The sequence below is a fragment of the Streptomyces sp. NPDC059564 genome (genome assembly GCF_042735575.1).
In the GTDB taxonomy this organism is placed as follows: domain Bacteria; phylum Actinomycetota; class Actinomycetes; order Streptomycetales; family Streptomycetaceae; genus Streptomyces.
In genome coordinates this window covers 1-15,246 of record NZ_JBHWBP010000173.1, presented here as the reverse complement: position 1 = coordinate 15,246, position 15,246 = coordinate 1, and the positions used below count along the sequence as shown (strand labels likewise).

The window sequence follows — 15,246 nt, the reverse complement described above, 5'->3', positions numbered from 1 at the left end:
TGCGGCGACGACACCGGCATCGAGATCATCGAGCTGCCCCTCGACCACTCCTGGCTCCGCGACTCCGGCCCGATCTTCGCCCACGACGCCCACGGCGCCCGCGTCGGCGTCGACTTCCGCTTCAACGCCTGGGGCGGGAAGCACCACCCCTGGGCCGCCGACGACAAGCTCGCCGCGCTCCTCCTTGACCGCCTCCGCGTCCCCCGCGTCCACTCCTCCATGATCCTGGAGGGCGGCGCCATCACCGTCGACGGCGAGGGCACGCTCATCACCACCGAGCAGTGCCTCCTGCACCCCAACCGCAACCCCCGCATGAGCCGCGCCGACATCGAGGACGAACTGAAGCGCCGCCTCGGCGTCGAGAAGGTCATCTGGCTCCCGTACGGCGGCCTGGAGGACACCGAGACCGACGGCCACGTCGACGGGGTCGCCGCCTTCGTCGCCCCCGCCAAGGTCGTCGTCTCCCTCCCCGACGACCCCGCCCACCCCGACCACGCCCGGATGCGCGCCAACCTCGCCGTCCTGGAGGCCTCCACCGACGCCCGCGGCCGCGCCTTCGAGATCGTCGCCCTCCCGCAGACCGCCTACGGCGAGGTCGAGGGCACCCCCGTCGAGGTCGGCTACCTCAACTTCTACCTCCCCAACGGCGGCTGCGTGGTCCCCGTCTCCGGCTCCCCGCAGGACGAGGCCGCCCTCGCCGTGCTCGCCGCCGCACTGCCCGGCCGCAAGGTCGTCGGCGTGCCGACCCCGGTCCTCGCGTACGGCGGGGGCGGCGTCCACTGCATCACCCAGCAGCTCCCGAAGGAGGCCGGCGCGTGACCGCGTACGCCCTGCTCACCTCCTACGGTTCCCCGCTCGGCTCCCCGGCCCGGCTGGAGCCCGAGACCCCCGCCGAGCGCCCCATGCTGCGCGTCGGCCTCGTCCAGACGCGCTGGTACCCCGACGCGCGGGAGCACGACGACCGGCTCCGTGAGGGCGTGGCCCTGGCCGCCGGACAGGGCGCCAGGGTGGTGTGCCTGCCCGAGCTGACGCGCAGCCCCTACTTCTGCAACACCGACGACCCGATGGCCGACGGCGCCGCCCGCCACCTGGAGGACCTTCAGGACGGCCCCACCGCCCGCCTCGCCGCCGAGCTGGCGACCGGCCTCGGCATCACCGTCCACGCCTCCCTCTACGAACGCGCCGAGGACGGCGGCCTCGGCTACAACACCGCCATCTGCGTGGACCCCGACGGCAAACTGATCGCCCGGACCCGCAAGAACCACATCCCCGCCTTCCCCGGCTACCGCGAGGACCTGTGCTTCCGCCCCGGCGACAGCGGCTTCCCCGTCGTCACCCACGAGGGGGCCCGCTTCGGCTTCCCCACCTGCTGGGACGAGTGGTTTCCCGAACTCGCCCGCGCCTACGGCCTGCGCGGCGCCGACATCCTCGTCCACCCCACCGCCATCGGCTCCGAGGTGGACCTGCCGGACTTCGACACCCGGCCGATGTGGGAGCACGCCATCACCGCCAACGGCCTCGCCAACGCCCTCTTCATGATCGTCCCCAACCGCGTCGGCACCGAGGGCCGCTCCACCTTCTACGGTTCCTCCTTCATCTCCGACCCCTACGGCCGGGTCATGCTCCGCGCCCCCCGCGACCGGCCCGCCGTCCTCGTCGCCGACCTCGACCTCGAACAGCGGCGCGACTGGCTGGAGTTCGGCCTGATGCAGACCCGCCGCCCCGAGCTGTACGGACAGCTCACCGAACCCCTCGCGTAGGAACCGTCCCGCAAGGAGCGTGCATGCCGATCCCCTCCCGCCGCCGCCTGGCCGGTCCGGCCGCCGCCGCCCTCGCGCTCGTCCTGAGCGCGACGGGCTGCGCCGCCCCGGCCGGCGGCGCCGGCGCCGCCGCCATCCACCTCTCCGCCTCCACACCCCCCGCCCGCGGCGACATCGACGGCTTCACCTGGGCCCTGTACGCCGAGCCGCCCGTCCTCGACTACCTCTACGCCTTCGACTACCCGCAGAACACCGTCCTCGCCAACGTCTGCGAATCCCTGATGCGCTGGACCCCCCAGCTCACCCTCGAACCGGGACTCGCCGAACGGGCCACCCACCCCGACCCCACCACCTGGGTCTACGACCTGCGCCCGGGCGTCCGCTTCCACAGCGGCGCCACCCTCACCGCCGACGACGCCGTCGCCAGCCTGCGGCGCCACCTCGACCCGGCCCTCGGCTCGTTCTGGGCCGAGGACTTCAAGAACGTCGCCTCCGTCGACAAGACCGGCCCGCTCCAGGTCACCGTCCACCTCACCACCCCCGACGCGCTCTTCCCCCAGGCCATGGCCAACTCCGCCGGCACCGTCGCGAACGCCGCCTCCATGGCCGCCGCCGGCAAGGACTTCGGCACCGCCGACGGCGGCCTCGACTGCACCGGCCCCTTCCGCCTGGGGGAGTGGCAGCAGGGCCAGTCCCTGCGCCTGGACCGCTTCGACGGCTACTGGGGCAAGCGCGCCAAGGCCGGCCACGCCACCTTCGTCTTCCTCCCCGACTCCGCCGCCCGCACCAACGCCCTCCTCACCGGCGAGGCCGACGGCTCCTTCGCCGTCCCCCCGGAGTCCCTCTCCCGCCTGCGCGCCGCCGACACCGGCCGCCTCTACCGCGGCGAGAACCTCACCACCGTCAACCTCGCCGTCTCCGACCTCGGCGGCACCCTCGCCGACGTCCGCGTCCGCCGCGCCCTGATGCTGGCCCTCGACCGCGAGGGCTTCGCCAAGGGCGCCATGCGCGGAGCCGCCACCCCCACCGGCTCCCTGGTCGCCGCCGACACCTGGCGCGGCGCCCCGCCCGGCCCCGTCGCGGAGCAACTCGCCGCGCTGCCCCCCGTACAACGCGACCTCGACGCGGCGAAACGTCTCATCGAGGAGGCCGGCGCACGCGGGAAGAAGGTCACCGTCGCCTCCAGCCCCCTCGGCCCCGACGTCGCCCTCCTCGCCACCGCCGTCCAGGACGCCGGCCGCCGCATCGGCCTCGACGTGGAGATCCGCACCGTCGCGCCCGACGCCTTCACCGCGCTGTTCTCCGACCCCGAGGCCCGCAAGGGGCTCGACCTCTTCCCCTACACCTACTACCTCTCGGTCGGCGACCCCCTGAGCATGTACGCCAACTTCCGCACCGGGCAGTTCGAGAACTACGGCGGCTACAGCAACCCGCAGTACGACGCCCTCGTCGACGAGGCGACCACCGAGGACGACCCGGCCAAACGCGCGGTCCTCACCGCCCGGCTCGCCCGGATGGCCGCCGACGAGGCCATGTGCATCCCGGTCGCCGAGTACCCGGGCGCCGTCTTCATGGGCCGCCGCATCACCGGCGCCCCGACGACCATCTCCTACATGTACGGCCCCTGGGCCGCCGAAGTGGGGGCCTCCTGATGGGCAAGACCGCTGTGCTCCGCTTCCTGCTGAGACGGTGCGGCGAACTCCTCGCCACCCTCCTCGTCGCCTCCTTCCTCGTCCACGCCTCCCTGCGCCTCGCCCCCGGCAAGCCCGAGACCTTCCTGCTCGGCGGCCGCGGCGCGAACCCGCAGGCGCTGGAGGCCATCCGCGCCCACTACCACCTCGACGACCCGTTCCTCCTCCAGTACGGCAAGTGGCTCGCGGGGGCCGTCACCGGGGACCTCGGCACCTCCGTCCAGTACCGCACCGATGTGCTCGGCCTGGTCGCCGCCCGGGTGCCCGTCACCCTCGCCCTGATCGGAATCTCAGCTTCCCTCGTGATCGCCGGAGGGCTGCTCCTCGGCCTGCTGGCCGCCGTCCGCGGCGGGCGCACCGACCGGGTGGTCCTCGTCGCCACCTCCGTCGCCGTCGCCACCCCCTCCTTCATCGCCGCGATCCTGCTGCTGTCCCTGTTCTCCGTCAGGCTCGGCTGGTTCCCCGTCCTCGGCAGCGGCCAGGGCTTCCTCTCCACCCTCCACCACCTCGCCCTGCCGTCCGTGGCCCTCGCCCTGCCCTTCGTCGGCGTGCTCGCCCGCGTCACCAGGGCGGCGCTGCTGGAGGAGTTCGCCCGGGAACACGTCACCGTCGCCCGCAGTCGCGGCGTACCGGAACGGACCGTCGTACGCCGCCATGTGCTGCGGGGCGCGCTCGGCACGGTCCTCACCCAGGCCGGACTGGCCCTGTCCGGCCTGATGGTGTGCACCATCCTCGTGGAGTCCGCCTTCGGCCTCGGCGGCCTCGGAGAGTTCCTCGCCAAGTCCGTCACCGTCAAGGACTTCCCCGTCGTCCAGGCGATCTCCCTGCTCACCATCGGCCTGTTCGTCCTGGTCAACCTCGCCGTCGACCTCGTCCACCCCCTCATCGACCCCCGGGTCCGGCTCGGCGCGAGGAGCTCCGCATGACCGCACTGCTGCTCCGCCCCAAGGAACCCCGCGACAGACCCCGGGCCGCGCGGCGGCGCGGCGGGCGCCGCGGTGACGGGGCCCTGCTCCACCGCCTGTGCCTCGGCTTCGCCATCCTCGTCGCCCTCGCCGCGGTCCTCGCCCCCTGGCTGGCCCCGCACGACCCGAACGCCGTCGACTTCGGCTCCGCCCTCGCCAACCCCTCCCCGGACCTCCTCCTCGGCGGGGACGTCAGCGGCCGCGACACCCTCTCCCGGCTGATCGCCGGCGCCCGCACCTCCCTGCTCGGCCCCCTCGGCGTGGTCCTGCTGTCCACCCTGCTCGGCACCGCCATCGGCGTCACCGCCGCCTGGCGCGGCGGCTGGACCGACGCCCTGCTCTCCCGCACCAGCGAACTCCTGCTCGCCTTCCCCGGACTGCTCCTGGCGATGCTGCTCGTCACCCTGTACGGACGCGGCCTGATCGCCCCGGTGATCGCGCTGTCCCTCGCCTACACCCCCTTCGTCAGCCGCCTCGCCCGCGGCCTCGCGCTCACCGAGACCGCCAAGCCCTACCTGGCGGCGTACCGGATCCAGGGCTTCTCCGGCGCGTGGATCTGCGTACGCCACCTCGTGCCCAACATCGCCCCGGTGGTCCTCGCCCAGTCCACCGTCACCTTCGGCTACGCCCTCCTCGACCTGGCCGCCCTCTCCTTCCTCGGCCTCGGCGTCCCGCCCCTCACCCCCGACTGGGGAGCCATGATCAACGACGGCCAGTCCGCCATCCTCGACGGCGCCCCCCTCTCGGCGCTCGCCCCCAGCCTCGCGGTGATCCTCACCGTCGTCGCCTTCAACGTCGTCGGCGAACGCCTCGCCGACCGGGTCGCGGGGAGGACCACGTGAACCCCGTACTCGAAATCGAGGCGCTCCACCTCACCCTGCCCGGACTGGCGCGCCCCGTCCTCGCCGGAGTCGACCTCACCGTCGGCCCGGGGGAGACCGTCGCGCTGGTGGGGGAGTCGGGCTCCGGCAAGTCCCTGACCTCCCGCTCCGCCCTCGGCCTGCTGCCGCCCGGAGCCACGGTCACCGGCAGCGTCCGCGTCGCCGGCCAGGACGTGCTGAGCCTGCCGCCCGACCGGCTGCGGGCCCTGCGCTCCACCGCCGCCTCGATGGTCTTCCAGGACCCCCGCTCCGCCATGAACCCGCTGCGCCGCCTCGGCGACTTCCTCACCGAAGGCATCCGGTACGCGGACGCGTCCGTCCCCGAGGGCCGCCTCGCCGAACTCCTCGACGCCGTCGGCCTGCCCGCCCGCGTCCTGCGCCAGTACCCCCACGAGCTCTCCGGCGGCATGCTCCAGCGCGTCATGATCGCCGCCGCCCTGCTGCCCGGCCCCCGCCTGCTGCTCGCCGACGAACCCACCACCGCCCTCGACACCACCACCCAGGCCGAGATCATCGCCCTCCTCGCCCGGCTCCGCGCCCGCGAGGGCTGCGGCCTGCTGTTCGTCACCCACGACCTCGAACTCGCCGCCGCCATCAGCGACCGCGTGTACGTGATGTACGCGGGCCGCATCGCCGAGACCGGCCCGGCGGCAGGCCTCTTCGAACACCCCCGCCACCCCTACACCCGCGCCCTGCTGGCCGCGACCCCCCGCCTCGACGCCCCGCCCGGCCCGCTCCCCGCCATCCCGGGCCGCCCGCCGGACGCGCGCACCGCCCTCGCGGGATGCGCCTTCGCCCCACGCTGCGCCCACGCCACCGACCTGTGCGCGGCCGAGGTACCGCCGCCGCGTGCGGGCGTGGCCTGCCACCACTCGGAGGCCCTCCTTTGAACCCGGTCCTGGAAGTCCGCGGCCTGAGCCGTACGTACGGAGCCACGCGCGCGGTCGACGACGTCTCCTTCGGGCTCCCCGAAGGCGGCTCGCTCGGCATCGTCGGCGAGTCGGGCTCGGGCAAGACCACCACGGCCCGCATCGTGACCGGCCTGGAGCGGGCGAACGCCGGCGAGGTGCTGGTACGGGGAACCGTGCGCGAGGCGGCGTCCCGCGGCCGCGCGGCCCGGCTGCGCCGGGCCCGGGAGGTGCAGCTGGTCTTCCAGGACCCGCTGCTGTCCCTGGACCCGCGCATCCCGGCGGCCGAGGTGCTGCGGGAGACCCTGCGCCTGCACCACCCGGGCCGCGATCCGCGCCCCCGGATCCGGGAGCTGCTGGACCAGGTGGGCCTGGGCGAACGGGAGTCGGCGGCCCGCCCCCGCGAACTGTCGGGCGGCCAGCGCCAGCGCGTCGCCCTCGCCCGGGCCCTGGCCGTGGAGCCGGCGGTGCTGGTGCTGGACGAGGCGGTGGCGGCCCTGGACGTCTCCGTACAGGCGCAGATCCTGAACCTGCTGGCGGAGATCCGCGCCCGCACGGGCATCGCGTACCTGTTCATCACCCATGACCTGGGCGTCGTACGGGCGGTGACCGACTCCCTGGTGGTGATGAGCGGCGGCAGGATCGTGGAGGCGGGCCCGACGGCCGAGCTCCTGACGGCCCCGCGCCAGGAGTACACCCGCCTGCTCCTGGACTCCGTCCCGAAGCCCGGCTGGAACCCGGAGGCCATCACGACCCGCCGCCGCGCCCGCCCGGACCACTGACCGGCATCCGGCCCCCGGGCACGACAAAGCGCCGAGTCACGGGACCGTCCGTGACTCGGCGCTCTGGTGTGTGACCGCCCGACGGTGCGAGGCTGGCGCGACAGGACGTTCGCACCGCCGGGCGGAGTCGCAGGCTCCTCCGTACGTACAGGGGGCTCTGTGCGTGGCCCCCTGTACGTACGGAGGAGAAGTGTGGCTGGGACCGCGACGGGCGGTGACGAGAACTCCGGCTTCGTCTCCCTCAGGTCAAGAGACGGGCCTCGGAACCCATTACCACCGCACTGGCTCACTCGCCCGTCGCGGTCCTCGTCCTGCCCTCACCGCGTACCACCCCTCATCCGGGTAAGCGGGTCGGGCTCAGCACCCGGGGCCTGACCTCCCGTCAGACCCCCGGTACAGCTGTGCGGCTCAGGCGTCGCGCAGGGCGCGGACGGCCTCCTCGACGCGCTTGCCGTAGTCGGCGTCGGCGGCGTGGAAGTGAGCCAGGTTCTTTTCGATGACGTCTTCCAGGGTGACCTGGGAGAGACCGCCGGCGATGTTCGCCACCAGACGCTCCTTCTCGGCCTCCGACATCAGGCGGTAGAGCTCACCGGCCTGGAAGAAGTGGTCGTCCTTGGTGTGGGCCGGGGCCTCGTGGGTGCCCGTGTAGCCGGAGACGGCCTGCGGGGAGCCCAGCGCCAGACCGGTCTCGGCCGGACCCTGGTACGAGTTCGGCTCGTAGTTCTTGTCGTGGCGCGAGCCGTTGCGCAGCGCCATGACGCCGTCGCGGCCGTAGTTCTCGGCCTTCGTCGCCTTCGGGGCGTTGACCGGCAGCAGGGTGTGGTTCACACCGAGGCGGTAGCGCTGGGCGTCGGCGTACGCGAACAGGCGGCCCTGGAGCATCTTGTCCGGCGAGGCGGTGATGCCCGGGACGAAGTTGTTCGGGGAGAACGCGGACTGCTCGACCTCGGCGAAGACGTTGTCCGGGTTGCGGTCGAGGACCAGGCGGCCCACGCGCTGCAGCGGGTAGTCGCTGTGCGGCCACACCTTGGTGAGGTCGAACGGGTTGAAGCGGTAGTCCGCGGCCTCGGCGGCGGGCATGATCTGGACGTAGAGGGTCCAGCTCGGGTTCACACCGCGCTCGATCGCCTGCAGCAGGTCCGTCTGGTGCGAGTTGGCGTCCTTGCCGACGAGCTCGGCGGCCTGGTCGCCCGACAGGCAGCGGATGCCCTGGTTCGTCTTGAAGTGGTACTTGACGAAGAAGGCCTCGCCCTGGGCGTTGGTCCACTGGTAGGTGTGGGAGCCGTAGCCGTTCATGTGGCGGTAGGACGCCGGGATGCCGCGGTCACCCATCAGCCAGGTGATCTGGTGCGTCGCCTCGGGGGCGTGCGCCCAGAAGTCCCAGACGTTGTCCGGCTCCTGCTTGCCCGTGAAGGGGTCGCGCTTCTGGGAGTGGATGAAGTCGGGGAACTTGATCGGGTCCTTGATGAAGAACACCGGGGTGTTGTTGCCGACGAGGTCGTAGTTGCCCTCTTCGGTGTAGAACTTCAGCGCGAAGCCGCGCGGGTCGCGGACCGCGTCCGCGCCGCCGAGCGAGTCGGCGACGGTGGAGAACCGCAGGAAGGTCTCGGTCTTCTTGCCGACCGTGTTCAGGAACGCCGCGCTGGTGTACGCGGTGACGTCGTCGGTCACCTCGAAGTGGCCGTACGCGGCCGAGCCGCGGGCGTGCACCACGCGCTCCGGTATGCGCTCGCGGTTGAAGCGGGCGAGCTTCTCCAGGAGCTGCTGGTCCTGGACCAGGAGCGGGCCACCGACGCCGGCGGTGGCGGAGTTCTGATTGTCGGCGACCGGGGCGCCGGACTCGGTCGTCAGCGTGCGCTTCGACATGGTGACCTTCCGTACGGGGCAACTGCTGACGGAAGGCGTCTTCCGTCATGCGGAACAGCCTAATTTCGGCGTGAACGCGACGTCAACAGTTTGTTGAAAGAAAGAGAGAAGGAGAGGTGATCCGGACGGTGCCGGCACTTGGGCGCGACAGGACAGGTGTCAGCACCGGCACCATCCGGAAACTCAGGACCCCTTGCGGGGAAGTGCTCAGACCTGGGCGCCGGAGAGGCGCTCGACCGCGCGGAGCAGCGCGGAGTGGTCCAGGCCGCCGTCACCCTGGGCGCGCAGCGAGGCGACCAGCTGGGCGACGACCGCGCCGACGGGAAGGGCGGCACCGACGTTGCGGGCGGCGTCGGTGACGATGCCCATGTCCTTGTGGTGCAGGTCGATCCGGAAACCGGGCTTGAAGTCGCGGTTCAGGAAGTTGTCCTTCTTGCGGGTCAGGACCGTGGAGCCGGCCAGACCGCCGTTGAGGACGTCCAGGGCGGCGTTGAGGTCCACGCCGGACTTCTCCAGGAAGACCACGGCCTCGGCGCACGCCTGGATGTTCACCGCGACGATGAGCTGGTTGGCGGCCTTGACCGTCTGGCCGGAGCCGTGCGGGCCGCACAGGACGATGGTCTTGCCGAGGGTCTCCAGGACCGGCAGGGCCTCGTCGAAGTCGGCCTGCTCGCCACCCACCATGATCGACAGGACGGCCTCGATGGCGCCGGCCTCGCCGCCGGACACCGGGGCGTCGATGACGCGGATGCCCTTGGCGGCGGCGTTCTTCGCGAGGTCGACCGAGGTCTGCGGGGTGATCGACGACATGTCGATGATCAGCGCGCCGGACTTCGCGTTCTCCAGGATGCCGTTCTCACCGTAGGAGATGGCCTCGACCTGCGGGGAGGCGGGGACCATCGTGATGATGACGTCGGCGTCCTTGACGGCCTCGGCGATCGAGCCGGCCGCGGAGCCGCCGGCGGCGGCGAGGCGGTCCAGCTTGTCCTGCTCCAGGGTGAAGCCGGTGACCGGGTAACCGGCCTTCAGGAGGTTCTCGGCCATGGGGGAGCCCATGATTCCGAGACCGATCCAGGCAATCTTGGGGAGGGTGCTCATGATGAGGGTCCTTCTCTTAATGCTTCGTACGAAAAGTGCGTGTGGTGCCTGGCTGTTCGCCCGGACTTTGTCCGCCTACTTGGCGGCGCGGGCCTCGGCGGGGAGCCACGCGAAGGACGCGGCGGCGTCGGCGGCCTTGTACTCGAGGCCTACGTAGCCCTCGTATCCGGCCTTCTTCAGCTGGTCCAGGAGCTCCTCGAGGGGCAGCTCGCCGGTGCCGGGGGCACCGCGTCCCGGCTTGTCCGCGATCTGGACGTGGCCGGTCTTGGCGGCGTACTTTTCGATGACCTCGGAGAGGTCCTCATCGTTCATCGCCAGGTGGTACAGGTCGAGCAGGAACTTGGCGTTCCCGAGGCCGGTGGCCTCGTTGACCTTGTCCACGATCTCGATGCCGGCCGGGGCGCTCACCAGGGGGTAGAGCGGCGACTCGGGCTTGTTGAGGGTCTCGATCAGGAGGATCGCACCCACCCGGTCCGCGGCCCGCGCCGCGACGACCAGGTTCTTCAGGGCCAGCTCGTCCTGCACGGCCGGGTCGACGCCGTCGACGCGGTTGCCGTAGAGGGCGTTCAGCGCCTTGCAGCCGACCGAGGCGGCGAAGTCCGCGGCCACGTTGATGTTGGCGTTGAAGCGGTCCGACTCCTCACCGGGTACCGAGACCGCGCCGCGGTCCGGGCCCGGCAGCTGGCCGGCGTAGAAGTTCAGGCCCACCAGCTGGGTGCCGGCGTCTTCAAGAGCTTTCCTGAGGGCGTCGAGCTCCGCCTGAGCGGGGGTGGGGGTCTCGATCCAGGGCCACCACAGCTCGACCGCGGTGAAGCCCGCCGCGGCGGCAGCCGCGGGACGCTCCACGAGCGGGAGTTCCGTGAAGAGGATCGAAAGGTTCACATCGAAGCGCTGGTCCGTGTATCCCATGAGGGGTGTGCGCTCCTTCCGTATTGCGGAAGTTAGTTTCTGCTTGATGGAAGACTGCATCGGGCTTGTCGTGGATGTCAAGTACGGACTGCCGAAAAAAGCTGACCGGGAGGTAGCTTGACCAGCGTGCGATTGAGAGTGGAGTTCACGACCGAGCCCTTCGATCTCGAAGAGGCCCCTGCCCATGCCGTGGCCGCTCGCGAGGTCATCCAGAAGGCCCAGCTGGACGCGGTGGACGTCGGCCCGTTCGGCAACACCGCCGAGGGCGAGTCCGATCTGGTGCTGACCGCGGTGGCCGCGCTGCTGCGCGATTCGCTGGAGGCCGGGGCGACGCGCGTCTCGCTCCAGGTCAACGTGATCGGGGAGGACACCCCATGACCGAGCCCCGCGACCACCCGTTCGTCGCCGCGGTCAAGCCGCTGGTGGACGCGATGGGCGGCGAGCTGATGGATCCGGCCCTGGCGCAGCCCGACGACGTCGTGCTCACATGGGAGGGGCGGGAGCTGCTCGCGGTGCGCCTGCCCCAGCTGTCCGACTCGCTGGACCACATCCTGGCGGCCCTGGAACGCCGGCACGGCGTGCCGCTGGCGCAGCTCGACCGGAAGTCCAAGCAGGACGTGGTACGGATACTGGAGGCGCGCGGCGCCTTCTCCGTACGGCACGGCGTGGAGACGGTCGCGGGAGCGCTGGGCGTAAGCCGCTTCACCGTCTACAACTACTTGAACAGGGAAAACACAAACAAGACAGCCAAGAGTGAAGGCTGATTCACTCAAGGTGACGAGCCGCCGCCCAATTCACCCGGGCGGCGGCTTTTGTGTACGGGAAGTTTCAACAAAGTGTTGACGCCGTGTTGTCGAGGGCGTTAGCTATGCGCAGCCCGTCAAGCAACAACAGGCCACGGAGGCCTACCGTGACTTCGAGTCCGACCCCGGGTCTCACCCGGTTCAACGCCTTGGACGACAGCGCGGCCACGGCCGAGCTGCACGAGGTCTGCGCCAGTTCGGCATGGGTGGGCAAGCTGCTCGCCCAGCGTCCCTTCGCCGGCACCGAAGCCCTGTTTTCGGCCAACGAGTCCGCCATGGCGGAGCTCACGGCCGAGGACCTCGGCGAGGCGATGGGGGGCCACGCGCCGATCGGCCGGCCGAAGCCGGGAGACCCGACCTCCGCCCGCGAGCAGCGTGGCATGGCCGGTGCCTCGGAGGAGCTGAAGAACGAGCTCCTCGAACTGAACCTGGCGTACCAGGAGAAGTTCGGCCACGTCTTCCTCATCTGCGCCACCGGTGCGACCGGTGAGTTCATGCGGGACGCGGTCAAGGTCCGGATCGAGAACTCGCCGGAGCGGGAGCGTGAAATCGCCCGCGGCGAGCTCGTCAAGATCAACAAGATCCGCCTGACCCGCCTCGTCGAACTTGCAGAAGAAGGAGCGTGAGCATGAGCACCGCGACCACCGCGTCGGTGTCCACGCACATCCTGGACACCAGCATCGGAAAGCCCGCCGAGGGCGTCGCCATCTCCCTCTCGGCCCGCACGGGTCTGGACGGCGAGTGGGCGGCCCTGGGCGGTTCCGCCACCGACGCCGACGGGCGTTGCAAGGACCTGCCGGCGCTGCCGGAGGGCACCACCCACGTACGTCTCGACTTCGAGACCGAGACGTACTTCACGCGTCCAACCAACACAGTGAAGCAAGCCGAGGCGCAGCAGGACGCCCCCCGCGTAAGGGACAGCGGTGCGTTCTTCCCCGAGGTAACGATCACCTTCGCGGTGAACCCGGGCGAGCACTACCACGTACCGCTGCTGCTCAACCCGTTCGGCTACTCCGTTTACCGAGGGAGCTAGTCATGGCCACGATTCTGGGCCAGAACCAGTACGGCAAAGCAGAGAACCGCGTCGTCAAGATCACGCGGGACGGCGACACCCACCACATCAAGGACCTGAACGTCTCGGTCGCCCTCTCCGGCGACATGGACGACGTGCACTACTCCGGCTCGAACGCCAACGTGCTGCCCACGGACACCACCAAGAACACGGTGTACGCGTTCGCCAAGGAGTACGGCATCGAGTCCGCCGAGCAGTTCGGCATCCACCTGGCGCGCTGGTTCGTGAACAGCCAGGAGCCGATCCAGAAGGCGCGCATCCGGATCGAGGAGTACTCCTGGTCCCGGATCGCCACCTCGGACGCCAACTCGAAGTTCATCGGCTCCGACGAGGTGAACCACTCCTTCGTCCGCGAGGGCATGGAGACCCGCGTCACCCAGATCACGTACGACGGCAAGAACTGGGAGGTCATCTCCGGCCTCAAGGACCTGGTCGTCATGAACTCCACGAACTCCGAGTTCTGGGGTTACGTGAAGGACAAGTACACGACGCTGAAGGAGGCCTACGACCGCATCCTGGCCACCCAGGTGTCGGCCCGCTGGCGCTTCAACTGGTCGGACGACGAGCAGCGGATGCCCAACTGGGAGAAGTCCTACGCCGAGACCCGCAAGCACATGCTGCAGGCCTTCGCGGAGACCTACTCCCTCTCGCTCCAGCAGACCCTGTACCAGATGGGTTCGCGGATCATCAACCACCGTTCGGAGATCGACGAGGTCCGCTTCTCGCTCCCGAACAAGCACCACTTCCTCGTCGACCTGGAGCCCTTCGGCCTCAAGAACGACAATGAGGTGTACTTCGCCGCCGACCGTCCGTACGGTCTGATCGAGGCGACGGTCCTCCGCGACGGCGTCGACGCCCGTATCCCCGTGGACATGACCAACCTCTGAGCACGGCGCGTCCGTCCCGGGGCTCCGCAGTGGCCCCGGGACGGACGACACTCTCCAACTTCCTGAATCGGCACCCGGACGCAACACACGGGGCGGCAGTACTGTCAGCTGCCAAGGCCCCCGGCTCCGGCACTCAAATCCCCTGGGTTTTGCCGTGCCCGCACCGCCACTGAAAGCACGAGGAAGTCCCATGGCAGCATCGGCAGCCCTTGGCAGCGCCGTAGAGCGCATCGTCATCGAGAACTGTGCGATTGCGACCGTCGACGCGAACGACACCGAGTACGCCTCGGGTCACGTGGTCGTCGCCGGCAACAAGATCGAGTCCATCGGCGCGGGCAAGGCCCCCGAGAACCTCGAGAACGTCGTCCGCCGCATCGACGGCACCGGGCACCTCGTGACTCCCGGTCTGGTCAACACGCACCACCACTTCTACCAGTGGATCACGCGTGGCCTGGCCACCGACCACAACCTCTTCAACTGGCTCGTCTCGCTGTACCCGACCTGGGCGCGCATCGACGAGCAGATGACGTACACGGCCGCGCAGGGCTCCCTGGCCGCGATGGCCAAGGGCGGCGTCACCACCGCGATGGACCACCACTACGTCTTCCCCAAGGGCTCCGGCGACCTGTCCGGCTCGATCATCCGCGCCGCGTCCGAGATGGGCGTACGGTTCACCCTCGCCCGCGGCTCGATGGACCGCAGCGAGAAGGACGGCGGCCTGCCGCCGGACCACGCGGTCGAGACCCTCGAAGGGGCGCTCGCCGACACCGAGGCGACCGTGAAGAAGTACCACGACGCCTCCTTCGACGCGATGACCCAGGTCGCCGTCGCCCCGTGCTCCCCCTTCTCGGTCTCCACCGAGCTGCTGAAGCAGGGCGCCGAGCTGGCCCGCCGCCTGGGTGTGCGCCTGCACACGCACGGCTCGGAGACCGTCGAGGAAGAGCAGTTCTGCAAGGAACTGTTCGGCATGGGCCCGACCGACTACTTCGAGTCGACCGGCTGGCTCGGCGAGGACGTGTGGATGGCGCACAGCGTCCACATGAACGACTCCGACATCGCCGCGTTCGCCCGTACCAAGACCGGTGTCGCGCACTGCCCGTCCTCCAACGCCCGTCTGGCCGCCGGCATCGCCCGCGTCCCGGACATGCTGGCCGCCGGCGTCCCGGTCGGCCTCGGCGTGGACGGCACCGCCTCCAACGAGTCCGGCGAGCTGCACACCGAGCTGCGCAACGCGCTGCTGATCAACCGCCTGAACCCGGTCCACCGCGAGCGCGCCCTGAACGCGCGCCAGGCCCTGCGCCTGGGCACCTACGGCGGCGCCCAGGTCCTCGGCCGCGCCGACAACATCGGTTCGCTGGAGGTCGGCAAGCTCGCCGACCTGGTCATGTGGAACGTGAGCACCCTCCTGCACTCCTCCATCGCCGACCCGGTCACCGCCCTGGTCTTCGGTGCCGCCGCGCCGGTCACGCTCTCGCTGGTCAACGGCAAGCAGATCGTCGAGAACAGCCGACTCCTCTTCGCCGACGAGGACGCCATCGCCGTGTCCACGCGGGAAGAGGCCCAGCGCCTCGCGCGGATCTCCGCGCAGGCCTGATCCCACGGAGTCCGGTCGGGGGGGACGGCC

16 protein-coding genes are annotated in these 15,246 nt (G+C 70.7%); 13 read left to right on the top strand and 3 right to left on the bottom strand.

All coding sequences use genetic code 11. The annotated features are described in order from the left end of the window. From ACFV0Q_RS25465 to ACFV0Q_RS25435, 7 genes are all read left to right on the top strand, one after another. Positions 1-819 (top strand): agmatine/peptidylarginine deiminase (locus ACFV0Q_RS25465; RefSeq protein WP_385008679.1); only part of this gene is annotated, 819 nt, incomplete at its 5' end. Next, positions 816-1,760 (top strand): nitrilase-related carbon-nitrogen hydrolase, encoded by a 945-nt coding sequence (locus ACFV0Q_RS25460; RefSeq protein ID WP_385008678.1) that lies wholly within the window; start codon positions 816-818, stop codon positions 1,758-1,760. The genes ACFV0Q_RS25465 and ACFV0Q_RS25460, both read left to right, overlap by 4 nt. A gap of 23 nt (positions 1,761-1,783) precedes the next feature. Continuing rightward, positions 1,784-3,412, top strand: coding sequence for an ABC transporter substrate-binding protein (locus ACFV0Q_RS25455; protein ID WP_385008677.1), 1,629 nt, complete (start codon positions 1,784-1,786; stop codon positions 3,410-3,412). After that, the gene (locus tag ACFV0Q_RS25450) at positions 3,412-4,377 is read left to right on the top strand and encodes an ABC transporter permease (protein ID WP_385008676.1); all 966 of its coding nucleotides are present in this window, start codon (positions 3,412-3,414) and stop codon (positions 4,375-4,377) included. The genes ACFV0Q_RS25455 and ACFV0Q_RS25450 overlap by 1 nt, the downstream gene beginning before the upstream one ends. Further along, positions 4,374-5,258 carry an ABC transporter permease gene (locus ACFV0Q_RS25445; RefSeq protein ID WP_385008675.1) on the top strand — a complete coding sequence of 295 codons (885 nt, stop codon included), beginning with the start codon at positions 4,374-4,376 and terminating at the stop codon, positions 5,256-5,258. Before ACFV0Q_RS25450 ends, ACFV0Q_RS25445 begins: the two co-directional genes overlap by 4 nt. Continuing rightward, the gene (locus tag ACFV0Q_RS25440) at positions 5,255-6,187 is read left to right on the top strand and encodes an ABC transporter ATP-binding protein (protein WP_385008674.1); all 933 of its coding nucleotides are present in this window, start codon (positions 5,255-5,257) and stop codon (positions 6,185-6,187) included. The genes ACFV0Q_RS25445 and ACFV0Q_RS25440 overlap by 4 nt, the downstream gene beginning before the upstream one ends. Then, positions 6,184-6,987: an ABC transporter ATP-binding protein gene (locus tag ACFV0Q_RS25435; RefSeq protein ID WP_385008673.1), complete on the top strand. Its 804-nt coding sequence runs from the start codon at positions 6,184-6,186 to the stop codon at positions 6,985-6,987. The genes ACFV0Q_RS25440 and ACFV0Q_RS25435 overlap by 4 nt, the downstream gene beginning before the upstream one ends. A 408-nt stretch (positions 6,988-7,395) precedes the next feature. On the opposite strand, the gene ACFV0Q_RS25430 is transcribed toward ACFV0Q_RS25435, so the two are convergent. From ACFV0Q_RS25430 to ACFV0Q_RS25420, 3 genes are all read right to left on the bottom strand, one after another. Beyond that, the gene (locus tag ACFV0Q_RS25430) at positions 7,396-8,853 is read right to left on the bottom strand and encodes a catalase (RefSeq protein ID WP_385008672.1); all 1,458 of its coding nucleotides are present in this window, start codon (positions 8,851-8,853) and stop codon (positions 7,396-7,398) included. 207 nt (positions 8,854-9,060) lie between these two features. After that, positions 9,061-9,951: a 2-hydroxy-3-oxopropionate reductase gene (locus tag ACFV0Q_RS25425; protein WP_385008671.1), complete on the bottom strand. Its 891-nt coding sequence runs from the start codon at positions 9,949-9,951 to the stop codon at positions 9,061-9,063. Positions 9,952-10,026: 75 nt separating this feature from the next. After that, on the bottom strand, positions 10,027-10,860 hold the full coding sequence (locus tag ACFV0Q_RS25420) for a TIM barrel protein (RefSeq protein ID WP_385008670.1): 834 nt from the start codon (positions 10,858-10,860) through the stop codon (positions 10,027-10,029). Between the two features lie 126 nt (positions 10,861-10,986). Between ACFV0Q_RS25420 and ACFV0Q_RS25415 the strand changes: the two genes are divergently transcribed. From ACFV0Q_RS25415 to ACFV0Q_RS25390, 6 genes are all read left to right on the top strand, one after another. Then, a complete protein-coding gene (locus tag ACFV0Q_RS25415; RefSeq protein WP_385008669.1) occupies positions 10,987-11,238 on the top strand; it encodes a hypothetical protein in 252 nt (83 codons plus the stop codon). Continuing rightward, entirely contained in the window at positions 11,235-11,624 is a 390-nt protein-coding gene (locus ACFV0Q_RS25410) for a helix-turn-helix domain-containing protein (protein ID WP_385008668.1), read from the top strand. Before ACFV0Q_RS25415 ends, ACFV0Q_RS25410 begins: the two co-directional genes overlap by 4 nt. 146 nt (positions 11,625-11,770) lie before the next feature. After that, positions 11,771-12,289 carry a 2-oxo-4-hydroxy-4-carboxy-5-ureidoimidazoline decarboxylase gene (gene uraD, locus ACFV0Q_RS25405; protein WP_385008667.1) on the top strand — a complete coding sequence of 173 codons (519 nt, stop codon included), beginning with the start codon at positions 11,771-11,773 and terminating at the stop codon, positions 12,287-12,289. Positions 12,290-12,291: 2 nt separating this feature from the next. Further along, positions 12,292-12,696: a hydroxyisourate hydrolase gene (gene uraH / locus ACFV0Q_RS25400; RefSeq protein ID WP_385008666.1), complete on the top strand. Its 405-nt coding sequence runs from the start codon at positions 12,292-12,294 to the stop codon at positions 12,694-12,696. Positions 12,697-12,698: 2 nt separating this feature from the next. Next, on the top strand, positions 12,699-13,622 hold the full coding sequence (pucL, locus tag ACFV0Q_RS25395; protein WP_031149253.1) for a factor-independent urate hydroxylase: 924 nt from the start codon (positions 12,699-12,701) through the stop codon (positions 13,620-13,622). A 190-nt stretch (positions 13,623-13,812) separates the two neighbouring features. After that, complete coding sequence (locus ACFV0Q_RS25390; protein WP_385008665.1) at positions 13,813-15,216, top strand: 8-oxoguanine deaminase; 1,404 nt, start codon at positions 13,813-13,815, stop codon at positions 15,214-15,216. Positions 15,217-15,246: the final 30 nt, after the last annotated feature.

Coding starts and splice junctions, on each gene's coding strand:
- ACFV0Q_RS25410 (WP_385008668.1), top strand. CDS start 11,235: ATGACCGAGCCCCGCGACCACCCGTTCGTCGCCGCGGTCAAGCCGCTG.
- ACFV0Q_RS25430 (WP_385008672.1), bottom strand. CDS start 8,853: ATGTCGAAGCGCACGCTGACGACCGAGTCCGGCGCCCCGGTCGCCGAC.
- ACFV0Q_RS25455 (WP_385008677.1), top strand. CDS start 1,784: ATGCCGATCCCCTCCCGCCGCCGCCTGGCCGGTCCGGCCGCCGCCGCC.
- ACFV0Q_RS25445 (WP_385008675.1), top strand. CDS start 4,374: ATGACCGCACTGCTGCTCCGCCCCAAGGAACCCCGCGACAGACCCCGG.
- ACFV0Q_RS25390 (WP_385008665.1), top strand. CDS start 13,813: ATGGCAGCATCGGCAGCCCTTGGCAGCGCCGTAGAGCGCATCGTCATC.
- ACFV0Q_RS25425 (WP_385008671.1), bottom strand. CDS start 9,951: ATGAGCACCCTCCCCAAGATTGCCTGGATCGGTCTCGGAATCATGGGC.
- pucL (WP_031149253.1), top strand. CDS start 12,699: ATGGCCACGATTCTGGGCCAGAACCAGTACGGCAAAGCAGAGAACCGC.
- uraH (WP_385008666.1), top strand. CDS start 12,292: ATGAGCACCGCGACCACCGCGTCGGTGTCCACGCACATCCTGGACACC.
- ACFV0Q_RS25420 (WP_385008670.1), bottom strand. CDS start 10,860: ATGGGATACACGGACCAGCGCTTCGATGTGAACCTTTCGATCCTCTTC.
- ACFV0Q_RS25450 (WP_385008676.1), top strand. CDS start 3,412: ATGGGCAAGACCGCTGTGCTCCGCTTCCTGCTGAGACGGTGCGGCGAA.